The 25896-nt window shown below is 39.2% G+C and carries 21 protein-coding genes, 1 other RNA gene and 1 other annotated feature; of the genes, 3 read left to right on the plus strand and 19 right to left on the minus strand.

What is annotated here, in order from left to right:
• Positions 1–74 precede the first annotated feature (74 nt).
• The 6 genes from recD2 to CEY16_RS04860 form a co-directional block, all read right to left on the minus strand.
• A complete protein-coding gene (gene recD2, locus CEY16_RS04835) occupies positions 75–2351 on the minus strand; it encodes an SF1B family DNA helicase RecD2 (RefSeq protein ID WP_101330825.1) in 2277 nt (758 codons plus the stop codon).
• 18 nt (positions 2352–2369) lie between these two features.
• On the minus strand, positions 2370–3038 hold the full coding sequence (locus CEY16_RS04840) for a tetratricopeptide repeat protein (protein WP_101330826.1): 669 nt from the start codon (positions 3036–3038) through the stop codon (positions 2370–2372).
• 58 nt (positions 3039–3096) lie between these two features.
• Positions 3097–4212 carry a tRNA 2-thiouridine(34) synthase MnmA gene (mnmA, locus tag CEY16_RS04845; RefSeq protein ID WP_101330827.1) on the minus strand — a complete coding sequence of 372 codons (1116 nt, stop codon included), beginning with the start codon at positions 4210–4212 and terminating at the stop codon, positions 3097–3099.
• A gap of 12 nt (positions 4213–4224) precedes the next feature.
• Positions 4225–5367 carry a cysteine desulfurase family protein gene (locus tag CEY16_RS04850; RefSeq protein ID WP_101330828.1) on the minus strand — a complete coding sequence of 381 codons (1143 nt, stop codon included), beginning with the start codon at positions 5365–5367 and terminating at the stop codon, positions 4225–4227.
• A 36-nt stretch (positions 5368–5403) separates the two neighbouring features.
• Positions 5404–5823 carry a cysteine metabolism transcriptional regulator CymR gene (gene cymR, locus CEY16_RS04855; RefSeq protein WP_101330829.1) on the minus strand — a complete coding sequence of 140 codons (420 nt, stop codon included), beginning with the start codon at positions 5821–5823 and terminating at the stop codon, positions 5404–5406.
• 116 nt (positions 5824–5939) lie between these two features.
• Positions 5940–7241, minus strand: a complete 1302-nt coding sequence (locus CEY16_RS04860; protein WP_101330830.1) for a replication-associated recombination protein A — start codon at positions 7239–7241, stop codon at positions 5940–5942.
• 243 nt (positions 7242–7484) lie between these two features.
• Here CEY16_RS04860 and CEY16_RS04865 point away from each other — a divergent pair, with 243 nt between their 5' ends.
• On the plus strand, positions 7485–8171 hold the full coding sequence (locus CEY16_RS04865; RefSeq protein WP_101330831.1) for an RsfA family transcriptional regulator: 687 nt from the start codon (positions 7485–7487) through the stop codon (positions 8169–8171).
• 493 nt (positions 8172–8664) lie between these two features.
• Here CEY16_RS04865 and ssrS read toward each other — a convergent pair.
• From ssrS to CEY16_RS04915, 10 genes are all read right to left on the minus strand, one after another.
• A non-coding RNA gene (gene ssrS / locus CEY16_RS04870) (6S RNA) lies at positions 8665–8844 on the minus strand.
• A 147-nt stretch (positions 8845–8991) separates the two neighbouring features.
• On the minus strand, positions 8992–10770 hold the full coding sequence (gene aspS / locus CEY16_RS04875; RefSeq protein WP_101330832.1) for an aspartate--tRNA ligase: 1779 nt from the start codon (positions 10768–10770) through the stop codon (positions 8992–8994).
• A 12-nt stretch (positions 10771–10782) separates the two neighbouring features.
• Positions 10783–12051 (minus strand): histidine--tRNA ligase, encoded by a 1269-nt coding sequence (gene hisS, locus CEY16_RS04880; RefSeq protein WP_101330833.1) that lies wholly within the window; start codon positions 12049–12051, stop codon positions 10783–10785.
• A gap of 59 nt (positions 12052–12110) precedes the next feature.
• Positions 12111–12334, minus strand: a binding site (T-box leader).
• Between the two features lie 62 nt (positions 12335–12396).
• On the minus strand, positions 12397–12840 hold the full coding sequence (gene dtd / locus CEY16_RS04885; RefSeq protein WP_101330834.1) for a D-aminoacyl-tRNA deacylase: 444 nt from the start codon (positions 12838–12840) through the stop codon (positions 12397–12399).
• A gap of 11 nt (positions 12841–12851) precedes the next feature.
• Positions 12852–15044 carry a RelA/SpoT family protein gene (locus CEY16_RS04890; RefSeq protein WP_101330835.1) on the minus strand — a complete coding sequence of 731 codons (2193 nt, stop codon included), beginning with the start codon at positions 15042–15044 and terminating at the stop codon, positions 12852–12854.
• A gap of 154 nt (positions 15045–15198) precedes the next feature.
• Complete coding sequence (locus CEY16_RS04895) at positions 15199–15711, minus strand: adenine phosphoribosyltransferase (RefSeq protein ID WP_101330836.1); 513 nt, start codon at positions 15709–15711, stop codon at positions 15199–15201.
• Entirely contained in the window at positions 15701–18025 is a 2325-nt protein-coding gene (gene recJ, locus CEY16_RS04900; RefSeq protein ID WP_101330837.1) for a single-stranded-DNA-specific exonuclease RecJ, read from the minus strand. The genes CEY16_RS04895 and recJ overlap by 11 nt, the downstream gene beginning before the upstream one ends.
• 75 nt (positions 18026–18100) lie before the next feature.
• Positions 18101–18433, minus strand: a complete 333-nt coding sequence (locus CEY16_RS04905) for a LapA family protein (protein ID WP_101330838.1) — start codon at positions 18431–18433, stop codon at positions 18101–18103.
• A gap of 188 nt (positions 18434–18621) precedes the next feature.
• The gene (gene secDF / locus CEY16_RS04910; RefSeq protein WP_101330839.1) at positions 18622–20898 is read right to left on the minus strand and encodes a protein translocase subunit SecDF; all 2277 of its coding nucleotides are present in this window, start codon (positions 20896–20898) and stop codon (positions 18622–18624) included.
• 49 nt (positions 20899–20947) lie between these two features.
• On the minus strand, positions 20948–21262 hold the full coding sequence (locus CEY16_RS04915; RefSeq protein ID WP_238378751.1) for a post-transcriptional regulator: 315 nt from the start codon (positions 21260–21262) through the stop codon (positions 20948–20950).
• A 109-nt stretch (positions 21263–21371) separates the two neighbouring features.
• On the opposite strand from CEY16_RS04915, the gene spoVB reads away from it, so the two are divergent.
• Positions 21372–22916 (plus strand): stage V sporulation protein B, encoded by a 1545-nt coding sequence (gene spoVB, locus CEY16_RS04920; protein WP_101330841.1) that lies wholly within the window; start codon positions 21372–21374, stop codon positions 22914–22916.
• Positions 22917–22919: 3 nt separating this feature from the next.
• On the opposite strand, the gene CEY16_RS04925 is transcribed toward spoVB, so the two are convergent.
• Together CEY16_RS04925 and CEY16_RS04930 are read right to left on the minus strand one after the other, a co-directional pair.
• The gene (locus tag CEY16_RS04925) at positions 22920–23564 is read right to left on the minus strand and encodes a YetF domain-containing protein (protein ID WP_101330842.1); all 645 of its coding nucleotides are present in this window, start codon (positions 23562–23564) and stop codon (positions 22920–22922) included.
• A 69-nt stretch (positions 23565–23633) separates the two neighbouring features.
• A complete protein-coding gene (locus CEY16_RS04930; protein WP_101330843.1) occupies positions 23634–24920 on the minus strand; it encodes an ArsB/NhaD family transporter in 1287 nt (428 codons plus the stop codon).
• A gap of 111 nt (positions 24921–25031) precedes the next feature.
• On the opposite strand from CEY16_RS04930, the gene CEY16_RS04935 reads away from it, so the two are divergent.
• Positions 25032–25403 carry a TIGR04086 family membrane protein gene (locus tag CEY16_RS04935; protein ID WP_101330844.1) on the plus strand — a complete coding sequence of 124 codons (372 nt, stop codon included), beginning with the start codon at positions 25032–25034 and terminating at the stop codon, positions 25401–25403.
• 219 nt (positions 25404–25622) lie between these two features.
• Here CEY16_RS04935 and yajC read toward each other — a convergent pair whose 3' ends face one another.
• Positions 25623–25889 carry a preprotein translocase subunit YajC gene (gene yajC / locus CEY16_RS04940; RefSeq protein ID WP_101330845.1) on the minus strand — a complete coding sequence of 89 codons (267 nt, stop codon included), beginning with the start codon at positions 25887–25889 and terminating at the stop codon, positions 25623–25625.
• Between the last annotated feature and the right edge of the window lie 7 nt (positions 25890–25896).

Below are 25896 nucleotides of genomic sequence, written 5' to 3' on the forward strand. Positions count from 1 at the left end.
TTAGTTTGTCATTCAGCCTGCCCAAATAGCTTTATTTCTATACCCACGTGTCCAACAGTCATAGTATGTTTCAATTACATGAAGTCATAAGGCGTAATTTCTTCCTCATCGTCTTCTTCACCCATCTCGCCTTCAATAAAGTGCCGTAAACGTTCGACTAAACTCGTATTTCTTTCAAATGCATTCTCCGTCTTGACGCCCTGTAGGAAATATTCATATTCACCACAGATGATCAACGAGGATTTGCTCCGTGTAATCGCGGTGTATAATAGGTTTTTAACAAGCATTCGCTTAAATGAGCGAATAATTGGCAAAATAACAATCGGGAACTCACTACCTTGAGACTTATGGATAGAAATAGCATAAGCGTGCATAATTTGGTTAAAATCTTGTTTTGTATATCTTACTTCAAGTCCATCGTAATCAATGACGATTTCGTCTTTTTTCGATTCAGTTTCGGAACCTTTTAAAATTCCTACGATCTCACCAATATCCCCATTGTAAACTTGCTTTTCGGGTTGATTGACTAACTGAATAACTTTATCACCTGTTCGGAAGATGTGGTCGAAATGTATAATCTGTCGTTTTTGTTTACTTTCAGGATTAAAGATTTCTTGAAGAGTTTCATTTAATTGATGTATACCGACTTCTGTTCGGTACATCGGGGCTAATATCTGAATGTTTTTCTTCGAATACCCCTTATCTAAAGCTTTTCTTACGATGTTTTCCACCATAGCTAAAGTTTGGTCTTTTCTAGTTTGAATAAAGTTAAAATCCGACTTTTTAACAAGTTGGAGATCATCCACTTGATCATTCTTAATTTGGTGAGCCAACTGTACGATAAAAGAGTCTTCTTTTTGACGATAAATTTCAGTCAAGTGACTTACTGGGATACGATCACTCTTAATGAAATCTGCTAAAACTTGACCAGGTCCTACTGAAGGTAGCTGATCCTCATCCCCAACGAAGATAACCTTCATGTCTCCTGGAATAGCTTTTAATAAATGGTTAGCTAACCAAACATCAACCATTGAGAACTCATCAATGATGATTACCTTACCTTTTAATGGATTAGCAGCGTTTACTTCGAATTGATTCTCTCCGGTCCAACCGAGTAAACTATGAATTGTCTTCGCCTTCAACCCAGTAGATTCAGATAACCTTTTCGCGGCTCTTCCCGTTGGTGCGGTTAAAATATAATCCGACTTATTGACGCCTTGATGCTTCTGAAAAAGTCGATCATAGCAAGTGATGATGCCTTGGACAACCGTTGTTTTACCTGTACCAGGTCCTCCCGTCAAAATAAGCACCTTTTCTTCCAATGCTTTTTTGATGGCTTCATATTGCTCTTCACCGTAGGATAGTGATTCTTGTTCCTCGATTTCCCCTAAAGCTTTTAAGAGTGAACTTTCATCCACAGTCTCATCTTCTTTAGCATCGATAATCCTCGTTAATTGAGAGGCGATTCCTTCTTCTGCATAATAAAGTTGAGGTAAATAAACCCTGGTGTCTTCTTTCACAATGAGGTCTTCTTCCTCAAGAGCTTTGAAGTGATCTTCCACACCCAAATCCGCAGTATTTGAAATACCTTGAAACAATAACTTCATCACTTTTTCCATCAAGTAATTTTCTTCTACATATACATGTCCGTTCGATGATTCCTGTTCTAACACATGTAAAACTGCTGCCTGAATCCTTGTCGGATGGTCATGGGTAATCCCAAGCGATTGTGCAATTTCATCAGCGCGTTGAAACCCGAATCCTTCAGTAGTAAATACAAAATGATAAGGGTTTTCTTGTAGTTGTGCAATTGTCCGTTCCTGGTACTGCTGATAAATTTTCTGGGCCATTTGCAACCCGACACCATATTTAGCAAGCTCTAGAGTGACTTGCTCAAACCCTTGATTCATACGTAGGTCTTGAATGAATCTCTGTTTAGATTCCTTTTTCATACCAATTACTTGATCAAGTTCAGCTTCATTTTTCAAGATTTTTTCTACAGCGTTGATCCCGAGTGTATCGACGATTCTTTGAGCTGACTTCTTTCCAACACCGTAAAATAAATCACTCGAAAAATATTTGACCAAGTTATCTTCTGTTTTTGGCAATTCTTTTTCATATGTAAAAACTTGATATTGCTCGCCGAATTTAGGGTGTGATTTCATCGAGCCGTAAAAAATATAGTCGTTTCCATGTGTGAGAGGAGGAAAATGTCCTTTGACGACCAATTCTTCCTCCTCCACTGTTTCATTTGTTTCAACAACAGAGACCGAAGCGATGGAGAACTGTTCTTCACTATTATGGAAAATCATATGATTCAGTTGACCTTTCACAAAACTTTTCTCATCCATCCTACGGCCTCCTCCCTTTTACTCTTCATTGAGTGCAGCTTCTACTTGTTTCTTACCATTCCCAGCAAGTACGTGATCAGGCTGGATTTCCAGTGCTTTTTCAAAATGCTTAAGAGCTAACTCTGGTTCTGGCTCCTCCAGATGAAGATATCCTACACCTAGATTATAATGAGCATCGCTATGCATCTCATCAAGTGCAATCACTTTCTTCATTTGTTCAACCGCTTCTTTGATCATATTGATATATGCCAAGTTCAACCCATATTGGAATTGAATATCGATATCTTCTGGAACCATTTCACTAGCTCTTTGTAAATAAGGCAATGATAGTTTTGGTTGCTCTTGGCTCATCAGTGAGCGACCAAGCATATAATACACGTCTGCTTCATCCAACCCAGCTTTCATCGCCTCTTGATAGGCTGCTGTAGCTTTTTCAAAATCTTCTTCTTCAAAATAAAGGTTTCCGAGTCCGTAATGAGCAATTGCCGCTGTTTCATCTAGAGCTAGTGCTCTTTCATAAAAGCGCTTCGCCTTTTCAGATTCATTAACCTTCGCTAAAAGATGTCCAAAATTAACATAACCAACCGGGTCTTCTGGATTTTGTTCAAGATAATCATTGAAAACTTTTGCTGCCATTTCCATTTTTCCTTCTTGCAAATATTCGATTCCTTGTTCTATTAAGTTCATATTCCCTCTCCTTTCTTTTATGTAAGAAAAGCCACCACAAAAGTGCTGGCTTCTTTTTTTATGCTAAATACGATAATTCTTTTGTATCTTTATACACGTTTTCAATCGTTCCGCCACCAATACATACTTCTCCGTCGTAAAGAACAACAGCCTGTCCAGGTGTTATCGCACGTTCTGGTTCTGCAAATCTAACTTCCAGAGTTCCGTCTTCTTTAGGGTATACAGTCACTTCACTATCCTCTTGACGATAACGGAACTTTGCTGTGCAGGTGAAAGGTTCACTCAGATCTAAATCAACTAACCAGTTAACGTCAACTGCTTCTAACGAGTCTGAATACAATGATTCGTGATGGAAACCTTGAGCAACATATAAAATATTATCTTCCAAGTTTTTACCCACTACGAACCACGGATCTCCTGCTCCCCCGATTCCAAGGCCTTGACGCTGCCCGATAGTGTAATACATCAGCCCATCATGTTTGCCTTTGACTTCACCTTCAAGTGTCTCCATATTCCCAGGCTGAGCCGGTAGGTATTCACTTAGAAATTCTTTGAAGTTTCTTTCGCCAATAAAACAAATTCCCGTACTATCTTTTTTCTTAGCGGTAGCTAAGTCATTTTCCTCTGCAATTCGTCTTACTTCCTTCTTAGACATGCCACCTAAAGGGAACATGATCTTAGGCAAAATTGAAGCTGGAATTTGGTTAAGGAAATACGTCTGATCTTTATTTTGATCGACACCACGAAGCATTTGATACGTACTATCATCAGATTCTCTGATTTGTGCATAATGTCCAGTAGCTAAATAATCTGCACCTAACGCCATCGCGTGATCCAAGAAAGCTTTGAATTTAATTTCTTTATTGCACATTACGTCCGGGTTCGGTGTTCGTCCCGCTTCATATTCATTTAAAAAGTACGTAAATACCTTATCCCAATATTTCTTTTCAAAATTCACTGAGTAATATGGGATATCTAGTTGGTTACATACTCTCGCCACATCTTCATAGTCCTGAGTGGCTGTACAAACGCCGAATTCATCTGTATCATCCCAGTTTTTCATAAAAATACCTACGACATCATATCCTTGTTGCTTAAGCAACAATGCAGTCACCGATGAATCAACACCGCCTGACATTCCTACTACTACTCGAGTATCTTTGCGTTCTTTCATGTTATCACCACCTTATCCTTGTAACCTTTCGATTATTTTCTTTATTTTTTCTGCCGCTACAACCATTTCCTCTTCAGTATTATCGATTCCAAAGCTGAAACGGATTGAATTTCTTAGTTTTGGATCTTCTTCACCGTACATCGCTTTTAGAACATGAGATGGATCGATAGAACCCGCAGTGCAAGCTGATCCAGAAGAAACTGCTATACCTTCTAAGTCTAAGTTCATCAAAAAGATCTCAACGTCCATACCCGGAAAACTGATATTCATAATATTAGGTACCTTTTTCGAATCTTCCCCATTAACCTCATAAACGATAAATCGTTCGTCGAGTTCTTTTAGCAGTGTGTCTGTGAGTTTCTGGTAATGTTCCGTTCTTTGTCCCATATCACGTTTCAACACGTTGACAGCTTGTTTGAATCCTTCTATGGCTAAAGTGTTTTCAGTTCCTGAACGCCACTTCCGCTCTTGTTCACCACCAAAAACTCTTCTTTTTAAATCTACTTCATTTCTTTTATATAAAAAGCCAATACCTTTAGGTCCGTAAATTTTATGTGAAGAAACACTTAACAAATCGACCCTCAGGGCATCTACATCAATTTTTTCCACTCCAAATGCTTGAACGGCATCCGTATGGAAAACAGCTTGATGATCTGCTAATAGTTCACCTATCTCTTCTAACGGTTGACGATGACCAGTTTCATTATTCACGGTCATTACGCTGACAAAAATCGTATCCTCACGCAATGCTGCTTGTACATCCTCAACAGAGATCACACCGCTAGGATCAACAGAGAGATAAGTAACTTCGAACCCTTCTGCCTCTAATTGCTCAAATGGATGTAAAACTGCATGGTGTTCAATAGAACTTGTAATAATATGCTTCCCTTTGTTGCTTCTTGCATATACAGAACCGAAAATTGCCAAGTTATTTGCTTCAGTTCCTCCACTTGTGAAAATAATAGAAGAAAAGTCAGCATTAATTGATGAGGCCATCAAATTTCTTGCCTCATCCAACAGCTTCTTACTTTCACGGCCGTAATGATGAATGCTGGAAGGATTTCCGTATTGGTTCGATAAATGTTCCGTCATCACGTGTGCAACCTCTGGGTGAACAGGAGTTGTTGCCGCGTGATCGAGATAGATTCTTGTCATACTTACACCTTCTTTTTGAAGAAAACTTTCTTTGGTTTATATATAAAACATGTGCTCTTCTTGATAGTTGTTATCATCATACTCAGTTAGATCTTGCAATGTCGTCGTTTCAAGGACATCTTTGACAGCATCGCGGATCCTTTTCCAAAGCTCTCGTTTGGCTGGTTCCTCATCGTCCATTTCTTCTACTGGTCGAATAGGACCCTCTAACGTTCTGATAATATCCGCTGCTGTAATCATTTTCGGGTCTTTCGTTAGCAAATAACCACCCTTAGCTCCTCGCACACTCTTAACAAGTCCTGCATTTCGCAAAGGGGCAATCAATTGCTCTAAATAATGCTCAGATAGTTCATAGTTCTGCGCAATTGTTTTTAATGGCAATGGTGTATCGCCATAATGTCTTGCCAATGCGATCATGATTGTTAATCCATAACGTCCTTTTGTTGATATTTTCATTAGTCCTTCATCCCTTTTATAACAACTACTGCTCTATAATGATTATACTTTGAAATGTTAGCAAAAACCAAATGTCATTATAGCATGACTTTTTCTATTATTGCACCCATTCTAGTTTAGCTTCTCGGATTCTTTTTTCGCCCATCCTGACGTAACTTCCCTAGTTTTTCATATGTTTGGGCATAACGTTTTTCTTCACCAAGTTCATTTGGTTTATAATAATTCACATTTTTGATCGAATCAGGGAGGTATTCTTGATACACCCAACTATTCGGATAATTATGAGGGTATTTATATTCGATGCCATGACCTAAATCCTTAGCTCCCTGGTAATGTGTGTCTTTCAAGTGATCTGGTATTTCACCAGTGACTCCTTTTTGGACATGAGCTATTGCAGTATCCAAAGCTTTATAAGCTGTGTTCGATTTAGGTGACAAGCTAAGTTCGACTGTCACAACGGATAATGGAATCCGAGCTTCAGGCATTCCGAGTCGCTCGACAGATTGAATTGCCGGCATGACCCTTGCGCACAACTGTGGGTTCGCAAGTCCAATATCTTCATAAGCAATTACCAACAAACGCCTTGTAATCGCTTCTAAGTCTCCACCTTCCAGCAGTCTCGCTAAATAATATAAAGCTGCATCCGTATCACTTCCGCGGATACTTTTTTGAAAACTGGAGAGAAGATTATAATATATGTCACCTTTTTTATCGTGAGTAAAGCCTTTGTTTTTAATACAGTCGAGCACTGTCTCTTCAGTTACAACATAACCCTCTCCATCAATTTGTTCAGATGCATAAACGATGTCTTCAAGTAATGAGAGAGCCGTTCTACCATCTCCAGTAGTTTCAGCAATCCTATCTAGATGATGTTCCTCGATATCAATTGAAAGCGCACCTACACCTCTTTCTTCATCTGCTAGAGCTCGGTGTAATAAACTTTTGACTGCAGATTGATCAAGAGGCTTCAACTGCTTGATCTGTCCACACCTGGACCTGATTGCGTTGTTCACACTATGGTATGGATTTTCTGTGGTAGCTCCTATTAAAGTGATCGTACCCTCTTCTAAAGCCTTCAAGAGTGAATCTTGTTGACTTTTATTGAAACGATGAATCTCATCGACGAAGAGAATAACATTCCGCGTCATTTTTCCCTCTTGGATCACTGCCTCTATATCTTTTTTACCAGCAGTCGTAGCATTCAGAGCATGGAATTCCTTATTCGTCGACCCTGCGATAGCATATGCCAACGAAGTCTTCCCAGTACCTGGTTCACCGTACAATAGCATTGAAGGTACATGTCCGTTTTGAATCATTTTATATAAAGGCGTATGTTCACCTATCATGTGATCTTGACCAACCACTTCATCGATTGTTCGTGGCCGCATTCGATAAGATAAAGGTTCTTGATATAACATTTTGTAGCTCCTTCAGTTGCTTCATTGCATAACTCTTCTATCTTATCATTTTAACATTATCAGCGTAATTAGTAGACAGATAAGGACGAGTGAAACCAAGAAAATATCAGTGGTCACTGTCATGTAATCTATATATCCACATAAAATATATGTATATTATGAATTTTAATTGCACATGATAGAAATAGAAATCTATTAAAACAAAAGCACTATAAATATGTGGAATGAGAAGGAGATGGTTATATGCCAAAAGTCCGGCAAGATGCATGGTCTCACGAGGATGACTTATTATTAGCAGAAACTGTTCTACGTCATATACGAGAAGGTAGTACACAGTTAAACGCATTTGAAGAAGTGGGCGACGAATTGAATCGCACTGCGGCTGCTTGTGGCTTTCGTTGGAATGCAGAGGTAAGACAAAACTATGAGAAAGCAGTAGATTTAGCGAAGCGTCAACGCAAACAGCGAAAGAGAGCTCAACACTCTCAAAAACCGCGTGTAGCCAAATTAGTTGAAACGACCAATGAGTTTGATCAACAAGAACAAGAACCTTGGGAATCTGAACCTACACCGCAATTAAGAGAAGAGACTTTTTCACAGCCTGTAGAAAGATCCCCGAAGGTATCTATCGATTCAATCATTGCTCAGTTAAAAGAATTAAAGTCATCTGACCAGCACCTTCAAAGACAGACAGCAGATTATGAAAGATTACAACAGGAAATACAATTACTAAGATCGAACAATGAACATCTAAAAAAGCAGCTTAATCAGTTAAAAGAAGAGAACCAAGCCATCAAGGAAGATTATGATATGTTCATCAACATTATGGAGCGTGCAAGAAAGCGAGTAGTGTTCGACGAAGAGACATCTTTGTCGACACCTGCGTTCAAAATGGAGAAGAATGGAAACTTAGAAAAGCTTGCTAAATGAAATGAAGAGCAAGAACACTAGATTTACATTTAGGTAAGCAGCAGCTGAGAAGTTGCTGCTTATTTTATTGGCTCTGTTAAAGTCCATTGTTGATATTGTCAAAACGCTTAGAAGCAAAAGCTTGTGACGACCTGGATGGTCTAATGACGGCGTTCGATACAGGACGTAACGGACTTTAGCCGTCCCTAGGGGCTTGCGCTCAACTAATTTTTGCACTAAGCTGATCCCTCAGGCGTCTCAGCTTCAAGTGTTTCTCCTCCATACGAAGTTTTCTAGATAAAATCAACATTAAACGATAACAGCGCCTTTTTATTAAGCGATTCCTTGAAACAGCTCATCTTTTAATCAGACAATTAAGTTATGTCCCCACCTCGATTAGTTTTGGACATACCCCCTAGGAAGTGTCCACCTTGCTTTATTGAGAAAATCAGCTTATCCCTATAAAAAAGCCATTTTCCTTTTACAGAAAATGGCTAACGTTCGTTCTTATGTAATCAATCCCAATCGTGCCGTCTATCCTTAGAGTTTTGAACCCGCTCGAGGCAGGTGGGTGTCCTGTTTTATGCTTTGTAAGTCCTCAAAAGGCATTTACGCCGCATAAAAACTGCAGACTCCCTAAGATATAAGTGTTCGGTCAAAACTTAGACGGACTCGACGAACACATTAGGATTGATGTGTGATTTAGTGTAATTGAATAATAGCACATTCACTGACCAAGTTCAAGAACTTGCAAGTAGTAAAATAGATCCAATTTTTTATTTTTAAAATTAGGTTTTACCAGTCAAATTAGAATTCCTGAAGTGCCGCCTTTAGAATAATACTATTTACTCTTAGCTTCTTTTTCAAGCAACTGAAGATGAAGTTCTTTCAACTGATCTTGACTTACCTCTGAAGGTGCTTGCGTCAATAGATCTGATGCTGATGCTGTTTTAGGGAACAGGATTGTATCACGTAAATTAGTTTTACCAGCTAATAACATAACCAATCGGTCGAATCCTAACGCAATACCTCCGTGTGGCGGTGCACCGTATTCCAAGGCATCCAGTAAAAAGCCGAACTGTTCTTTCGCTTCTTCTTCTGTAAATCCAAGAACTGAAAGCATTTTCTCTTGCATTTCACGCTTGTAGATACGAAGGGATCCTCCACCTAATTCAAATCCATTTAGCACCACGTCATAAGCCTGTGCTTTAACATTTGCTGGATCATTCGTCATCTTGTCTATGTCATCATCCTGAGGCATTGTGAAAGGATGGTGAGCAGCATGATAACGATTCGACTCTTCGTCGTACTCAAATAGAGGCCAATCAGTTACCCAAAGGAAGTTGAAAGCTGATTGATCAATTAAGCCTAATTCTTTTCCAAGTTTCGAGCGCAAGGCACCAAGACTTTCAGCTACAACTTGCTTACTGTCAGCAACGAATAGTAATAAGTCATTATCTTCAATACTTAAACGATTTTTAAAGCCTTCCACTTCTTCTTCTGAAAAGAATTTCGCAATAGGACCATTGACTGTGCCTTCATCTGCTTTTAACCATGCAAGACCTTTTGCTCCATATATTTTCACAAATTCAGTTAATTTATCAATGTCTTTACGAGAAAATTGATCAGCTGAATTTTTCACATTGATTGCACTCACTTTTCCACCTGATTCAACAGCTTGTTTGAAGACTTTAAATCCACTATTTTCAACTAAATCGCTTAAATTTACCAATTCTAAATCAAAGCGAGTATCTGGTTTATCAGAACCGTAGCGTTCCATTGCTTCTTCGTATGTCAAACGTGGAAATGGAAGGTTGATTTTAACACCTTTAACTTCACTTACCACGTTTTGAAGCATTTCTTCAGTCATAGCCATGATTTCTTCTTGTGACATGAAAGAAGTCTCTATGTCCACTTGAGTAAATTCTGGTTGACGATCTGCACGCAAATCTTCATCCCTGAAACAACGTGTAATCTGATAATATTTTTCGAATCCCGATACCATCAACAACTGTTTGAACAATTGAGGAGACTGCGGTAGTGCGAAAAATTCCCCTTCATGCACACGGCTTGGTACAAGGTAATCTCTAGCACCTTCAGGAGTACTTTTTGTTAAATAAGGCGTCTCCATTTCAAGGTAGCCATTACCGCCCAGATAGTTTCGGATGGATTGAGCCGCTTGATGGCGAAGCAAGAAAGTTTCTTGCATCGATTGTCTTCTGAGATCAAGATAACGGTGCTTTAAGCGAACTTCTTCAGTAGCATCCGTCTCATCTTCAATTTGAATTGGCAAAGCTTTGGAAGTGTTAATTATTTCTATATTTTTGGCAATGACTTCGATTTCTCCAGTCAACATTTTAGGGTTCACAGTACTCTCATCACGATTTGCAACTGTACCCTTCACCTCAATAACATATTCACTTCGGATTTTTTCAGCAGTTTCTAAAGCTTCTTTACTTTCATCCGGATTGAAAACGACTTGAACAATTCCTGAACGATCTCTCAAGTCAACAAAAATCAACCCACCTAGGTCACGTCTTTTCTGGACCCAACCTTTCAATAATACTTCTTGACCAACTTGTTCTGCAGATAAAAATCCGCAATGACTTCTTTCACTCATGATGGATCCCTCCTATAATTCTGCTTTTACTTTCTCTACAATTTCTTCTAAAGATATCGATTTCTGATCGCCTGTTTCAAGGTTTTTCAAATTGGCGATACCTTCATTCAACTCATTTTCACCGATAATCAGCGCTAAGCGTGCTTTATTCCTGTCAGCTGCTTTAAATTGGGCCTTCATCTTTTTATCCAAGTAGTCCTGATCAGTAGAAATACCTGTTTTTCTTAGCTGATCTACAATCTTACTACCAGCATATTTAGCTTCCTCGCCCATTGTAATGACATAACAATCAATCGTTTCGTCTTCTTCAAGATCTACTTTCTCAGCTTCCAAAGCCATCAATAATCTTTCGATACTCAAGGCAAAGCCGATACCTGTTATCTCTGGCCCTCCAAGATCTTGAATCAATCCATCATAACGTCCGCCACCTGAAAGTGTCGTGATAGATCCAAAACCTTCTGCCTCACTCATAATTTCAAAAGCTGTATGTGTATAGTAATCTAATCCGCGAACTAATGTCTCATCTACCACGAAATCAATGCCCATGTGGTCTAAATGTTTTTTCACTTGTTCGAAATAATTAGCTGAATACTCATTTAGGTAATCGAGAATCGACGGTGCATTTTGCATTGCCGGGTGGTCCTTGTCTACTTTACAGTCTAAAAGTCTAAGGGGATTCTTCTCTAGTCGCTGTTGGCAATCTCCACATAGTTCACTCTCTACTGGTTTAAAGTGATCCACCAAAGCTTGACGATGAGCTTCTCTGCTTTCATGATCACCAAGGCTGTTAAGGACAAGTTTCAATGATTTTAACCCCAGTGTCTGATAACTTTCCATCGCGAACGAAATAACTTCTGCATCAACAGCCGGATCTGCACTGCCAATTGCCTCGATACCAAACTGTGTGAACTGTCTTGTACGTCCTTGTTGTGGACGTTCATATCTGAACATTGGACCAATGTAATAAAGTTTCGTCGGCTGTTCAGGCAAACCGTGCATCTTATGCTGTACAAAAGCACGAGCAACAGAAGCAGTACCTTCAGGACGGAGAGTAAGGCTCCGATCTCCACGATCAGTGAACGTATACATTTCTTTCTGGACGATATCCGTCGTATCACCTACTCCACGTTGGAAAAGTTCTGTCCGTTCAAAAATCGGCGTTCTGATCTCTTTATAATTATATATTTTAGCCAGGCGATGGTAGGCATTCTCAATCGCCTGCCACTTCACAGTATCTTTTGGTAAAAGATCTTCCGTACCTCTTGGAACATTAATATTCATTATTATTTCCTCCCTCATCCGTCTATAGAAATTAAAAAACGCCCCTATCAATTTTCATTGATAGGGACGAGATATACCCGTGTTGCCACCCTGATTGAAGTAAGTTCAAGACCTTACTTCCACTTCATTCGATAACGCTCGACTGCGGCTAGCACCTACTTTATTCGATGCAGCACCTCCAGAATGTCTTTCACAAAAGGTCGTGATGGATTCACTTTCAGCCTACGATGAATCCTCTCTTTATCCGTTTCGCTATTGCTACTTTTTCCTTCAAAGGTATTATAAATCGTATTTGTTTCAACTATCATATACGGCTACGATGCTCCTGTCAAGAGAATATTGATTTTAATCGTTAGAATCAATAATTAAAGTGACTGGTCCATCATTAAGTAAAGAAACAGCCATATATTCTCCGAATTTCCCAGTTTCAACAGGGACACCTTTAGCTTCAACAGCTTCATTAAATGCTTCGTACAAAGGAGTAGCGTGGTCAGGTTTCGCAGCTTGCATGAAGTTCGGACGACGTCCTTTCTTACAGTCCCCATAAAGAGTAAATTGAGAAATTGATAGCACTTTTCCCTTTACATCTTGGACAGATAAGTTCATCTTTTCCTGTTCATCTTCAAAAATACGAAGATTTGCTATTTTATCAGCTAAAAATTGTGCATCTTTTTCATTGTCATCATGAGTAACACCGATCAGCACGACTAATCCTTGTTCTATTTCACCTGTTACAGTCTGATCGACTTCTACTGATCCTCTTGTAACCCTCTGTATAACCGCTCGCATGCTGACTCTCCTTAATGAATGATTCGCTGGACGGTGAAGACGTCCCGGATTTGTTTGACTCTATCGACGATTCTTTTTAAATGATCCGTATTATGAATCAAAATCGTCAGGTGAATTGTCGCAATTTTATTTTTGTCAGATTTACCCGTAACAAAAGTAATCGTAGTATTCGTTTCATTGACCACATGTAGAATTTCATTGAGCAGACCGCTACGATCAAATCCTGAAATTTCTAGATCGACGTTATAACTTTTGCGGCTTTGTATTTCATTCTCCCATTCTACATCTATCAGACGGCTCTCTTCCTCTGAAGAGATGTTTGGACAATCTGCTCGGTGAACAGACACTCCCCGACCTCTTGTAATGAAACCGACGATTTCATCGCCTGGCACCGGATTACAGCATCGAGAAAGTCGAATCAATAAATTGTCGACACCTTTAACACTCACACCTGATCCAGATGAACGATTTTTACGATTTTCAACTTCTTGTTGGACTTCTTTGATTGAATCTTCTAAATCAGTCGGTTTCTCTTTTTCACGTAATTTTTCAGTCAAACGGTTCACTACTTGTTGTGATGTTAATCCCTGATAACCTACCGCTGCGTAAAGGTCATCTACATGATTGAAATGGAACTTTTCCAAAGCGACTTGAATATTTTCATCCACTAATATTTCTTTTGGACTCAAGTCCATGCTTTTCAGTTCTTTCTCAATCATTTCACGACCGCGTTCTACGTTATCGTCACGTTTTGCCTTCTTGAAGAACTGTTTGATCTTATTTTTCGCTTGAGAAGTCTGGGTGATTTTCAACCAGTCCTCTGATGGGCCATATGAACTTTTCGATGTCATCATTTCAACAATGTCACCGGTCTGAAGCTTATAATCCAGAGGCTCCATTTTACCGTTCACTTTCGCACCTACAGTTTTGTTTCCTACTTCAGTATGGATACGGTAAGCGAAATCTAAAGGCACTGAACCGCTTGGTAGTTCGATGACATCTCCATTTGGCGTAAAGACATAAACCATGTCTGAAAAGAAATCGACTTTTAATGATTCCATGAATTCCTCAGCATCACTTGTCTCATTTTGCCATTCTAAAATTTCACGGAACCAAGCCAATTGTTTGGCCATATCTTCAGGATTGTTGTTACTTTTACCCTCTTTATAAGCCCAATGCGCAGCAATCCCGTACTCAGCAATCTCATGCATTTCTTCGGTCCGTATCTGTACCTCTAATGGGTCACCTTTGGGTCCGATGACAGTCGTATGCAATGATTGGTATAAGTTCGGTTTAGGCATTGCAATGTAATCCTTGAACCTACCAGGCATCGGTTTCCAACAAGTATGGATAATCCCCAGTACTGCGTAGCAATCTTTGATACTGTTGACGATTACTCGGACAGCTAGTAAATCATAAATCTCGTTGAAATCCTTTTGCTGGAGAACCATCTTGCGATAAATGCTGTAAAGATGTTTCGGTCGACCTGAGATTTCAGCCGTAATATTCACATCTTTCAATTGCGTATGTATTTCATTGATTACATGATCAATATATTCTTCACGCTCTTGTCGCTTCTGCTTCATTAACTGTACAATACGGTAATATTGTTGTGGATGCATATAGCGTAACGCTACATCCTCCAATTCCCATTTAATAGTGGAAATACCAAGACGATGCGCAAGAGGTGCAAATATCTCTAAAGTTTCATTCGCAATACGACGTTGTTTCTCCTCAGGAAGATGGGTCAACGTACGCATATTGTGTAATCGGTCAGCTAATTTAATCAAAATGACACGGATATCTTTAGCCATAGCGATGAACATTTTTCTGTGATTCTCAGCTTGCTGTTCTTCTTTTGATTTATATTTGATTTTACCTAATTTAGTAACACCCTCGACTAAAGAAGCCACTTCTTCGCCGAATTCATCTTTCAATTCTTCGAAAGTGATGCCTGTATCTTCTATTACATCATGCAAAAAGCCACTTGCTATAGTTGCTGGGTCCATCTCTAAATCAATCAGAATATTAGCAACTTGAACAGGGTGAACAATATACTCCTCGCCGGATTTACGTACTTGTCCCTCGTGTGCTTTCTTCGCATATTCATAGACATGACTAAGGAATGCTATGTCCTTTTCGTTGAGATAGCGACTAGCATGATCGAGTACTTCTTCTATTGTTTTAGTTTCATGTTTAGCCATATTATTCATCACCTAGGTCAATTTCTGTCAAAATACCTTTTATACATTATTAAAAATAATTCATTCATTGTAAAGTAATTCAATTCTTATTCTTAAAAATAGTAGCTGACCCTATTTAATAGAGCCAGCTCTATAATATCTAACAAATTTCAAATTAGTATTGCATTAAGGTCAAGACATCGTATCCTTCTAGTTTGTCACGACCATTCAAGTAAGTCAATTCAATAAGAAAAGCACAACCTGCAACCTCTCCACCTAGCTGATTCACGAGGTCTATCGTCGCTTCGATCGTTCCACCTGTTGCCAATAAGTCATCAATGATTAAAACTCGCTGACCAGGCTTGATTGCATCTTTATGAATAGTCAGCACATCGCTTCCATATTCAAGACCATAATCAACTTTAATCGTTTCTCGTGGTAGTTTACCCTCTTTACGTACAGGAGCAAACCCCTTTGCTAGTGCATATGATACGGGGCACCCCACGATAAAACCTCTTGCTTCAGGACCTACAATTACATCTATATCTAACTTTTTAGCATACTCTACAATGTCATCAACTGCTGATTTGAATGCAGGTCCATTATCCATTAATGTCGTAATATCTTTGAAACGGATCCCCTCTTTTGGCCAATCCTCAACAATCGTTATATGTTCTTTATAATCCATGTACTACTGCTCCTTCCCTCGAATGGGCATTCATTCGATGTTCGAACCACTCTTTCATTTCATTATAAGAGGCATAAAGTAATTTTTCCTCTACTTGAATGGAACGAATTTTCTGCTGATAGGTATTTGATTCTGTTAAAGGACGTGGTTGCACATCCTCTTGAAAGACAATTTTACCATTCACTATTTTAACAAAATTCAGGTCAAAAAACACATTAATCATAAAATCTAGTTGTGACTGATTCCAGCCTTTTGCTTGAGCTAATTGTAATTTCTGTTCTTCTTGGATCGTTTGATGCTTTTTCAATATACCATACAATTGCTTAAATTGATCTCTTGTAGGCACAGATGAAAAGAAATGTCCTTGATTCGTCGGATAACATAAATAAATCGAGTGGAATCTTGACTTCCCTAGGACTTGTTCAAAAACATCTAAATGATCAGGAAGGTCGAGTAGAGCAATTCTATTTGCAGTTTCTAATTGTTCGTCCAATTGAGGATCATTAATATTCAAAGTCTTCAATTTGGTCTCATCTGCCCGGATGGCATCATTGAAATATATAGCCACTGTTTCATTCGTTGGTATGCTTTCATGTATTCTTTGCAAGTTTTTACTACCACGATAATCGAATAATTGCCATTCCAAGCACTGAAGGTCTTTCAACTTGATCTGTAACTTTTTCGTGCCGTTCCATTCATTGATTTCAATTTCTCCGGCAACATCCACTGTAGAGTTCAGTGTCAGATGGTCAGCTAGTTGGCCGAGTTGGAAACCAATCATATCAATTGATCGACCATCTTTTTGGCCTAACAACTTAATATGGTTTTGCTTCGCTCCAATTTTTCTCATTTGACTCAATTGAATGCCGTTGAACTTGAAAACGGGCTTGGGATTGTTCATACCGAATGGTGACAGCTGGCTCAATTCTTCTGGGAGTGCCATGTCGATTTCTTCTAAATTCAACTCATCTTCGATCTCAAGTGGCGTTTGAAAATCTTCTTCTGTTAGATCATTGAATGCCTTTTCATTCAAAGCTTTTCTTAGTGGATCTAATTGGTCTAAGGAGAGTGTCATCCCAGCGGCTTGAGAGTGTCCGCCAAAGTGAATGAAATAATCTCTGACTGTCATCCCGTTTTTAAATAAATCAAACGCTGGGATACTTCTGGCACTACCTTTAGCAGTATGAGTTTCCGGATCTATTCCTAAGACAATAGCAGGACGATCGTAAGTGTTCACTAAACGAGAGGCGACAATCCCTAAGACACCAGGGTTCCACCCTTCCTTCGCTACTATCAACACACGATCTCCTTTAAATTTTTCCTCGACTTCTAAAATAGCTTCATCGGCAATGCTAGCTACGATTTTTTGTCTTTCTTGATTAAGCCGATCGATCTCCCCGGCCATCTCGATAGCTACTTCAGGATCCTCCTCTAAAAGAAGTTCCACTGCCAATGATGCATCTTGAAGTCTTCCGACAGCGTTCAACCTAGGACCCATAACAAAGCCGATCGTCTCCTCTGTCACATCTTCAGAGATACGCGCAATTTGTTTTAATGCTTGGATTCCTGGAAGCTTCGAGTTCGTCAATTCTTTTAATCCATAATAAACTAATACTCTATTTTCCCCTTGCAATGGAACTAAATCTGCTACTGTTCCAATAGCTGCATACTCAAGTAGTTCTTTAGGAAGTTCACCTAATAATGCTTCTGCGACTTTTAAAGCAACTCCGACTCCTGCTAAGTCGTTAAATGGATAATCAGGAGCTAACCTTGGGTGGATAGTCGCAAATGCATCAGGCAGTTCATCTTGCTCTTCGTGGTGATCTGTAATTATGAGATCGATTCCTAATTCTTTCGCCACCCTAGCTTCATGTGGTGCAGCTATGCCATTATCAACTGTGATAATAACTTCAAACCCCATCGCATGAGCTTCTTGAAAAGCAGCTTCATTAGGACCGTAACCTTCTGTAAAGCGGTTTGGTATGTAAAAGTCAACTTCTGCGCCTAAAAGTTTCAATGTGCGTACGATTACCGATGTAGATGTAACGCCATCCGCATCGTAGTCACCATATACTAGAATTGGTTGTTGTTGGTCGATTGCTTGACGGATCCGCTCGACAACTTTTTCCATATCATCAAATAAAAAAGGGTCGTGTAAGTCATTTAAAGAGGGGCGCAAAAAAGCTTTCGCTTGATCGACTGTTACGATTCCTCTTTTAGCTAACATCCTTTTCAAAACCGGTGATATGTTCAAATCTAATGAATGATGTATATCTTCCGTTTGTATTTTCCAATTCATTTTACTTTCTAACATAAATACACCCCTGACGAACTCATTATACTAGAGCTCATCAAGGGTATCAATCACGTATAGAACTTTAAGAAATAATTAATAAGTTGGGTCCTGATCCTGAGGTGTTTCTTCAGCCTCAAATTTTTCTCGGTCCTTTTTGTTATCCTGATAAGTCGCTGAACCATCTCTCGAACTCTTCTCATTTTCAAACGTTTTCAGCTTTCTCTTCATCTGATAAAATTTAGAAAAACTTACACCAGTGACTAACAAACCTCCTAATAATGCTGAAAGTAAGATAATAAGAATCAGCGGTGCATTAGCTGATGTGAAAAGAAAGTCCACTTCGACTGCATCCACATTAATAACAGCGAATACAGCAATAATGATAGCAAATACTAATGTAAAAATAATCCATGATTGCTGTTTCATTTATTAAAACCTCCTACCTTTCTGTTATTTCTTGTTTACCCGAATTATTGAAAAAATATCCACCTTTTTTAAATCATCCAAAATAGGACAAACACCTTTGTTTAACAGAATAAGTGGCGCAATCCTATCCTTGTATTAGATAATGATTAAAAATCCGCACCCCTCAAACTGGAGTGCGGAACTTTTTATTATACTTGTGGTCCACCTGATGGTTTTTTCTTCGTGTAATCTACTGGATTAGACTCTACTGTTCGACCTCTCCACACTAACCATAGCTGAGCTGCTAAGAATAGAGAAGAGTAAGTACCAGCAATTAAGCCGACAATGAGGGCGAACGAGAAGTACGTAATCGCTTGCGCACCGAAAATGAATAACATCAATGCAGCGAATACGACTGTAATCACCGTGTTAAAACTACGTGCTAATGTCTGCATCAAACTTTTATTTACGATTGCTGCTAGAGATTTGAATGATTTGACCCGCTTCTCAAGTCGTAAGTTCTCACGTATCCTGTCAAATGTAACAATCGTGTCATTGATCGAGTAACCGACAATCGTCAATATGGCAGCGATAATGATAATACTGAATTCAAACTGGAATATGCTGAACAACGCCAAGATGAAAAATGCATCGTGTAGCAAAGCTATAATCGCTGTGACACCTGAGATTAGTTCAAATCGGAAGGTAACGTAAATGATTATACCGATCGAAGCGAACATCACGGCGTAAATCGCATTCATCACAAGTTCTTCTGCTACTTGCGGTGATACCGTACTGACATTTGGTTGATTACCGTATTCCTCTTCGAAATAATTATTCAGTTCACCGATTTCTTCTTGTGAAAGAGTTCGGTCGAAACGAGCCATTCCGATTTCATTATCATCTCCCGCCAAGATTATTTGTTGGGGAGAAAAACCAAGCTCATCAAAGTGTGATTGAACCTCTTCTTGGGTCACTTCTTGATCGGATAAGACCTGGACACGAGAACCAGCTTTGAAGTCTATTCCGAGATTCAAACCGACAATCGATAAGAAGAGTCCACCAACAACTAAGAGGGCTAAAGATATAGCAAAAAACTTTTTGCGATGTTGCACGAAATCGAATGTTTTCCCAAGAAAATGCGGTTTAACCTCTTCGCCTTTTTCAATATCTTGGATTTCATTCGGTTTAACACCGAACCATTTCGGCTTCTTGTTCAGTGCTTTACTCTTCACCCAAAGGCCAAGAAGTAAGCGTGAGCCGAATACGGCAGTAATGAAACTTAACAATATACTGATAATCAACATCGTTGCGAAACCTTTAACAGAGCTTGTACCGAAAATGAATAGTACAATCGCTGCAAGAATCGTTGTTATGTTGGCATCCAATATCGTACCTAAGGAACGTTTGTTACCAGCTTTAAACGCTGATCTTAACGTCTTACCAGCTTTCAATTCTTCTTTCAATCGCTCATAAGTGATAATATTCGCATCAACCGCCATACCAACACCTAGTACTAGTGCTGCAATACCAGGAAGTGTCAACACACCATTAATCAGGTAAAAGACAAGTAGAATCAAGTAAATATATGCACTTAATGTAATAGTCGCAATTAAACCAGGGAAACGGTAATAGGCAATCATGTATAAGAAAATTAAAACAATACCTAGCATACCTGCAAATAACGTTTTATCAAATGCTTGTTCACCAAATTGAGCACCAACCGCGACAGAATACACTTCATTCAAGTTCGCTGGCAATGAACCTGCATTCAAAATATCCGCAAGTTGCTGAGCTTCTTCAATTGTGAACTGCCCTTCAATCATCACATCATTCCCCGTAATAACCTGACTCACACGAGGAGCAGAGATGAACTTTTGATCTTCCTCTGGCTTTTCTAGTTCTTCTTCAAAAGAGTCTCCCTCTTCATAATCCAACCAGATAACTAACAAGTTCTCTCCCGCTGGTTTTTGAGAAATTTCTCTTGTAACGTCCTGAAAATTTTCATAATCACTATTTTCAAAATCACTTTTTGTTTCTAAAGTTACAATAGGTTGGTTCGATTCTGAGAAGTCTTGCATCGCGCTTCCTTCAACCAACTGTGAACCATCAAAATATAATTTATCATTTACTCCTCTAAAAGACAGTTCCGCAGTAGTCGATAAGATTTCACGTGCTTCATTCTGGTCACTTACACCAGCTAATTGTACACGGATGCGGTCGTCTCCTTCGATGTCAATCTGAGGTTCGTTTACTCCTAAAATATCTACACGTTGATAGAGGCTCTCCACCACCGCGTTCAGCATTTGATCATTAACCTCTTGACCTTCATTCAGCGGCTCTACTTCATATAGAATTTCAAAACCACCTTGGAGATCTAGACCTAGTGGTATGTCTTTAGCAATCGAATTCGTCGTCGTTCCAATCGTCGTTCCAATCAATAGGACGACGAGAAAAAAGGCAACTATCCTTCCCGTCCGTTTCATATGTACTGGTTCCCCCTTATTCAGCCTTCACGAGACTATCTTCCTATTTTTATTTATTATTTGATTCCCACTCATTCAGAGCTTCGATTTGTTGTGCTAAATCATTTGATTCCATCCCTTGTGCTTGTGCTTGAATGGATAAATAATTCATATACGTTCCATCTTTTAAATGTAAAACATCTTGAATTACTTCATGCAACTGCTTTTCTTGTTTCTTTCTCCAAACCTTTTGCATCAAGCAATCCCACACCTCGCGCTCGTTCGCGCCATCATATCCTAACAATTGTAACTCGTCCACTTTACTTTGTAAAACGTCCTTAATATAAGGTCTCCAGCGGTCTACGTGCTTTACGATTGGTTCCACGGCATCTAGCCTCCTATAATAATAAGTCTCTGTCATGACTTGTACCTTTTAACGCATATAAATTATTGTACCGAACTTTCATATTTTTGAGAAGGTAGGCAAGCAAATTATGACGAAACAAACTTTCATTAAAGGTGCAATAATTCTCATCATAGCTGGTATGATCAGTCGACTACTGGGTTTTATCAATCGTATTGTCGTAGCTAGATTATTAGGGGACGAGGGTGTAGGTGTTTACATGCTTGTCATGCCTGCTCTCTTTTTGATGATCACTTTATCTCAATTGGGGATTCCAGTCGCAATTTCAAAACTGGTGGCAGAGGCAAATGCACAGAAGCAATCACAGCGGATCAGAAAAATTTTATATGTCTCTTTCTCCATAACGATTACACTGAGCATTATTTTAACAGTTGTATTCATTTATGTAGCACCTATCATTGCAAAAGAAATGCTACTTGACGACCGGACATACATCCCGATGCTCATGATCAGCCCAATCATTCCGATCATCGCGATTTCATCTGTATTCAGGGGTTATTTCCAAGGGATGCAAAATATGATTCCACAGGCCACTGCACAAGTAATTGAACAAGTCGTCCGGATTTTTTTAGTTGTCGTGATGGTACAAGCCTTTCTTCCATATGGCCTTGCATATGCGACAGGTGGGGCAATGTTATCGGTGATTATAGGAGAGTTCGTGTCACTCGTCTACATCTATATCTGTTACAAAAGATATAACCGCGGGCTCCCACGTCACCTTTTCAGTACGCCTTTTCATTATTTAAAAGATACATTCAATAACATTATGAGGATCGCATTACCTACTGCAGGAAATCGTATGATCGGTTCAGTAACTTATTTTCTAGAACCGATATTAGTATCTCAGAGTCTATTCATTGCCGGTTACACTGTCTCAGAGAGCACGAAAATGTATGGGCAACTAACAGGATACGTTTTACCACTACTTCTGCTGCCGACATTCATTACACACTCATTGTCAGTTGCTTTGATACCGTCAGTAAGTGAAGAGAATGCATTAGGACATCAAAGGGCGGTCCATTACCGCATCAGACAAGCTTTGCGCTTATCGTTTGCTTCAGGTGGATTAGTGACGATTGTATTCATGTTGTTCGCTGTCTCTATTCTACAGTTGATCTATGGCAGTGTGAATGGAGCCCAATTCCTGACTTTCATGGCCCCATTCTTTATATTGTTATACTTTCAGGCTCCGCTACAGGCGACATTACAATCACTGGACTTCGCGAAACATGCTATGATCAATAGCCTTATAGGCGCTGTGGTGAAACTGACCATACTATGGACACTCGCAACGAAACCTTCGTTTGGAATCGATGGGGTCGTCATTGCTGTACTCGTCGGGATACTAGTGGTCACAATTTTGCACTTTATTACGCTTTACCGTGTTATTCATTTCGCACTACCGGTACCACTGATATTAAAAATGATTTCTTTGTTGCTAATTACGTATCTCACAGGGTCATACTCACAAAAAATGCTCACCCCGATGAGTGAGCTTCCTTTATTAGTATTAAGTATCCTATTCATGACGATCGTCTATATCATCGGATTATTTCTATTTCAAATCATCTCACGCGACGAATGGAATCAATTAAAAAATAGGGCGACCCGATAATAATCAATTCTTCATGTCGATAAAAAGCGAGCCATCGGTATTCAATTGTGCTAATGACACATGGTCTATCTCGTACAAACCCTTTCTTTTCAACATCGAAAGGACTTCGTCTTTGGTCAAAGACAACGATTTTAATGTTTCTTCTTGAAACTGACCGTCCATGATCAACGGATCAATCACATCAGGTGGTTGATCTTTTTTTTCAAAGACAGACAGCTTCCCGTTGGTTTCTAAAACGGCCATTTCTACTTCGCTAACTTCAATGACCCCCTTTTCCCTAAGCTGAATCATTAAATCCTCCATATTATATCTCTGCCTCTTCATTTCATCTTCATTAATTTCTCCCTTTCGGATGACAACGGACGGCCTCCCATCTAACCAATTTCTGAATGTGACACTTTTCAAAGAAAGATATGCAGTAAGTCGCTGAATGACCAAAAGCACAAGCATCGGAATCATTGAAAAGAAAAAGGACTGTTCCGTTTTTTCAACTGCAAATATCGCAATTTCAGCAAGTAATATGAATACGACAAGGTCCATGACGCTTAACTCACCGATTTCTCTTTTTCCCATTAAACGAAACACGAGAAATATAGCGATATAGACTCCGATAGTTCTTATAATTAACACGAGGATTTCATTAGTCATCTTAGTCCCTCTATTTTACATGAGATAATACTTGTACGTTCTCCTAAGATGACGACTTTATTCATTTGGTTAGAGCATAAAGTAGCGAACGTACAGGTAAACTGAGGAGACAATCAGTGAAAGAATCACAATCGAAAACCCATACAGCATATAACGGACAAAACGTATATGAACTTGGTTCGTGCTAGCAATTCCAGCCACTACTACATTGGCCGAAGCTCCTAACAAAGAACCATTCCCGCCCAAACAGGCTCCAAGTGCGAGTGCCCACCACATAGGGTCGATTGACTGGATCCCAAATTCCTGAAATTCGTATACAATCGGAATCATCGATGCGACATAAGGAATGTTATCTACGAATCCAGACAAAATTCCGGCAGACCATAATATAACGAATGATGCGACCATTACATCGCCTTCCGTCATTTCAATGAACATTAATGCCACACGGTCGATGATGCCTGTGGATTCTAATCCACCCACTAAGACGAATAATCCTATGAAAAAAAATAGCGTCGTCCATTCTATCTTTTGAAATATAACATCGCATGAAGCTTCTTTCTCAGACAGTAACAACAACAGTAGTGCAGACATAATCGCAATAGTCGTCAGCTCTAAATGGAGTGAGCTATGGAGTGTGAATGCCACCATCGTTAAAATCAATATGATAACGGACTGATAGAGTAATGGTGTTTTCCTAAGTGACTTTTGAGGGTCAATATTCTCAATATACGATCGGTCGACACGTCGAGTACTCGTGATTTTTTTCTTAAATAATGCAAGCAGAAATAGCATCGTGATGATAAAAATAAGGAGGACAACAGGCCCTAGGTGGATGATGAAAGATATGAAAGTAAAATGAGGCACTGCTTGTCCAATCATTATATTAGGTGGATCACCGATCATCGTAGCAGTTCCACCGATATTAGAAGTGATAATAACCATTACAAGGTAAGGGAAGGCAGGCAAATTCAATTGTTTGAACAAGTGCATCAATACCGGTACAAATAACAAAACGGTTGTCACATTGTCGAGTAAAGCGGACCCGATCGCCGTTAATGTCCCAATCCAAATAAAGAGTGGTACAGGACGGCCTTCGACTTTTTTTATCATCCACAAAGCAACAAATTCGAACACACCTGTCCGTTGAGTGATCGCGATTAACACCATCATCGAAAATAAGAGCATGATTGTGCTCCAGTCAACATAAGAAGATAAAGCATCATCCCAAGTAAATAATCCGAATAAAACCATCAAAGATGATCCACACAAAGCAATCAGTGCTCGATTGATTTTGTCCATTAGTAAAAAAAAGTAGCTAATAAGGAAAATCGTTACTGCTAGTATTGGTTCCATGACATGTACCCCTTTTTGTTTCATGACAACTGTTCTTATCCATAAATACGTCTTTTATCTTTGAAACATGCATAGATTGTTATCAAATAGGACAAAAAGGAGGTAATCGATTTGAACGAGAGATTAAGGGCTATTACGTTCGGCGTAGCAGCTGTTGTTATCTTCATGCTACTAACTAGTTTAGTTATTGCGCTCTTTATCTATTTTGGTGATGTGACTAATTCAACCCTTCGCTGGACAACCTTTATTACAAGTGTACTTATACTTATGGTTGGAGGTTTGATTGGCGGAAAGATGACCATGGACAAGGGGTGGATGACTGGTGTCTTGATCGGAGCAGTATACGTTTTCGGGATACTAATATATCAATTTCTTGCTAACGACCAATGGGTTCACCACAATCAAACACTCTACTTTGCAATCTTCTTACTGGCTAGCACCATCGGTAGCATGGTAGGGGTTAATTTCAGGAAAACAGCGTAAGGAATGTTCTGAATGAAATTAATAGTTGTGGCTTATCGTTCAATAGTAGTGTAATAGTGGTCACTAACCGTTGATTAACAATCACTAAAGGTAAATTATCAGTCACCAATTATAGATTAACTGTCACTACACACGAATTAACGATCACTAACCGAAGAATAAAAATTCTCAACGCATAAGAAAAGGGCGAGTCTCAACGACTCGCCCTTCTACCTTTAATTAATCGTTAGATGTAACAACTTCTCTGACCGAGTTACGGTCATATGTAAGTTTGTTTCCATCATTCACTTCTAGTACAAGTGAACCTTCATCTACTGCGTGTACAGTTGCATGAAGACCACCGATCGTAATGATACGATCACCTTTTTGCAAGTTGCTTTGCATTTCTCTTACTTGCTTTTGACGTTTTTGCTGTGGACGGATTAAGATCAACCAGAACAACAAAATGAATAGCAATATCGGAGCTAAAGTTCCTAGAATTTCCATTTATATT

Origin of the sequence: Halalkalibacillus sediminis (genome assembly GCF_002844535.1) — a bacterium.
Classification (GTDB): Bacteria; Bacillota; Bacilli; order Bacillales; family Alkalibacillaceae; genus Halalkalibacillus_A; species Halalkalibacillus_A sediminis.

Coding starts and splice junctions, on each gene's coding strand:
- recD2 (WP_101330825.1), bottom strand. CDS start 2,351: ATGGATGAGAAAAGTTTTGTGAAAGGTCAACTGAATCATATGATTTTC.
- CEY16_RS04840 (WP_101330826.1), bottom strand. CDS start 3,038: ATGAACTTAATAGAACAAGGAATCGAATATTTGCAAGAAGGAAAAATG.
- mnmA (WP_101330827.1), bottom strand. CDS start 4,212: ATGAAAGAACGCAAAGATACTCGAGTAGTAGTAGGAATGTCAGGCGGT.
- CEY16_RS04850 (WP_101330828.1), bottom strand. CDS start 5,367: ATGACAAGAATCTATCTCGATCACGCGGCAACAACTCCTGTTCACCCA.
- cymR (WP_101330829.1), bottom strand. CDS start 5,823: ATGAAAATATCAACAAAAGGACGTTATGGATTAACAATCATGATCGCA.
- CEY16_RS04860 (WP_101330830.1), bottom strand. CDS start 7,241: ATGTTATATCAAGAACCTTTATCTTATCGAATGCGGCCACGAACAATC.
- CEY16_RS04865 (WP_101330831.1), top strand. CDS start 7,485: ATGCCAAAAGTCCGGCAAGATGCATGGTCTCACGAGGATGACTTATTA.
- aspS (WP_101330832.1), bottom strand. CDS start 10,770: ATGAGTGAAAGAAGTCATTGCGGATTTTTATCTGCAGAACAAGTTGGT.
- hisS (WP_101330833.1), bottom strand. CDS start 12,051: ATGAATATTAATGTTCCAAGAGGTACGGAAGATCTTTTACCAAAAGAT.
- dtd (WP_101330834.1), bottom strand. CDS start 12,840: ATGCGAGCGGTTATACAGAGGGTTACAAGAGGATCAGTAGAAGTCGAT.
- CEY16_RS04890 (WP_101330835.1), bottom strand. CDS start 15,044: ATGGCTAAACATGAAACTAAAACAATAGAAGAAGTACTCGATCATGCT.
- CEY16_RS04895 (WP_101330836.1), bottom strand. CDS start 15,711: ATGGATTATAAAGAACATATAACGATTGTTGAGGATTGGCCAAAAGAG.
- recJ (WP_101330837.1), bottom strand. CDS start 18,025: ATGTTAGAAAGTAAAATGAATTGGAAAATACAAACGGAAGATATACAT.
- CEY16_RS04905 (WP_101330838.1), bottom strand. CDS start 18,433: ATGAAACAGCAATCATGGATTATTTTTACATTAGTATTTGCTATCATT.
- secDF (WP_101330839.1), bottom strand. CDS start 20,898: ATGAAACGGACGGGAAGGATAGTTGCCTTTTTTCTCGTCGTCCTATTG.
- spoVB (WP_101330841.1), top strand. CDS start 21,372: ATGACGAAACAAACTTTCATTAAAGGTGCAATAATTCTCATCATAGCT.
- CEY16_RS04925 (WP_101330842.1), bottom strand. CDS start 23,564: ATGACTAATGAAATCCTCGTGTTAATTATAAGAACTATCGGAGTCTAT.
- CEY16_RS04930 (WP_101330843.1), bottom strand. CDS start 24,920: ATGGAACCAATACTAGCAGTAACGATTTTCCTTATTAGCTACTTTTTT.
- yajC (WP_101330845.1), bottom strand. CDS start 25,889: ATGGAAATTCTAGGAACTTTAGCTCCGATATTGCTATTCATTTTGTTG.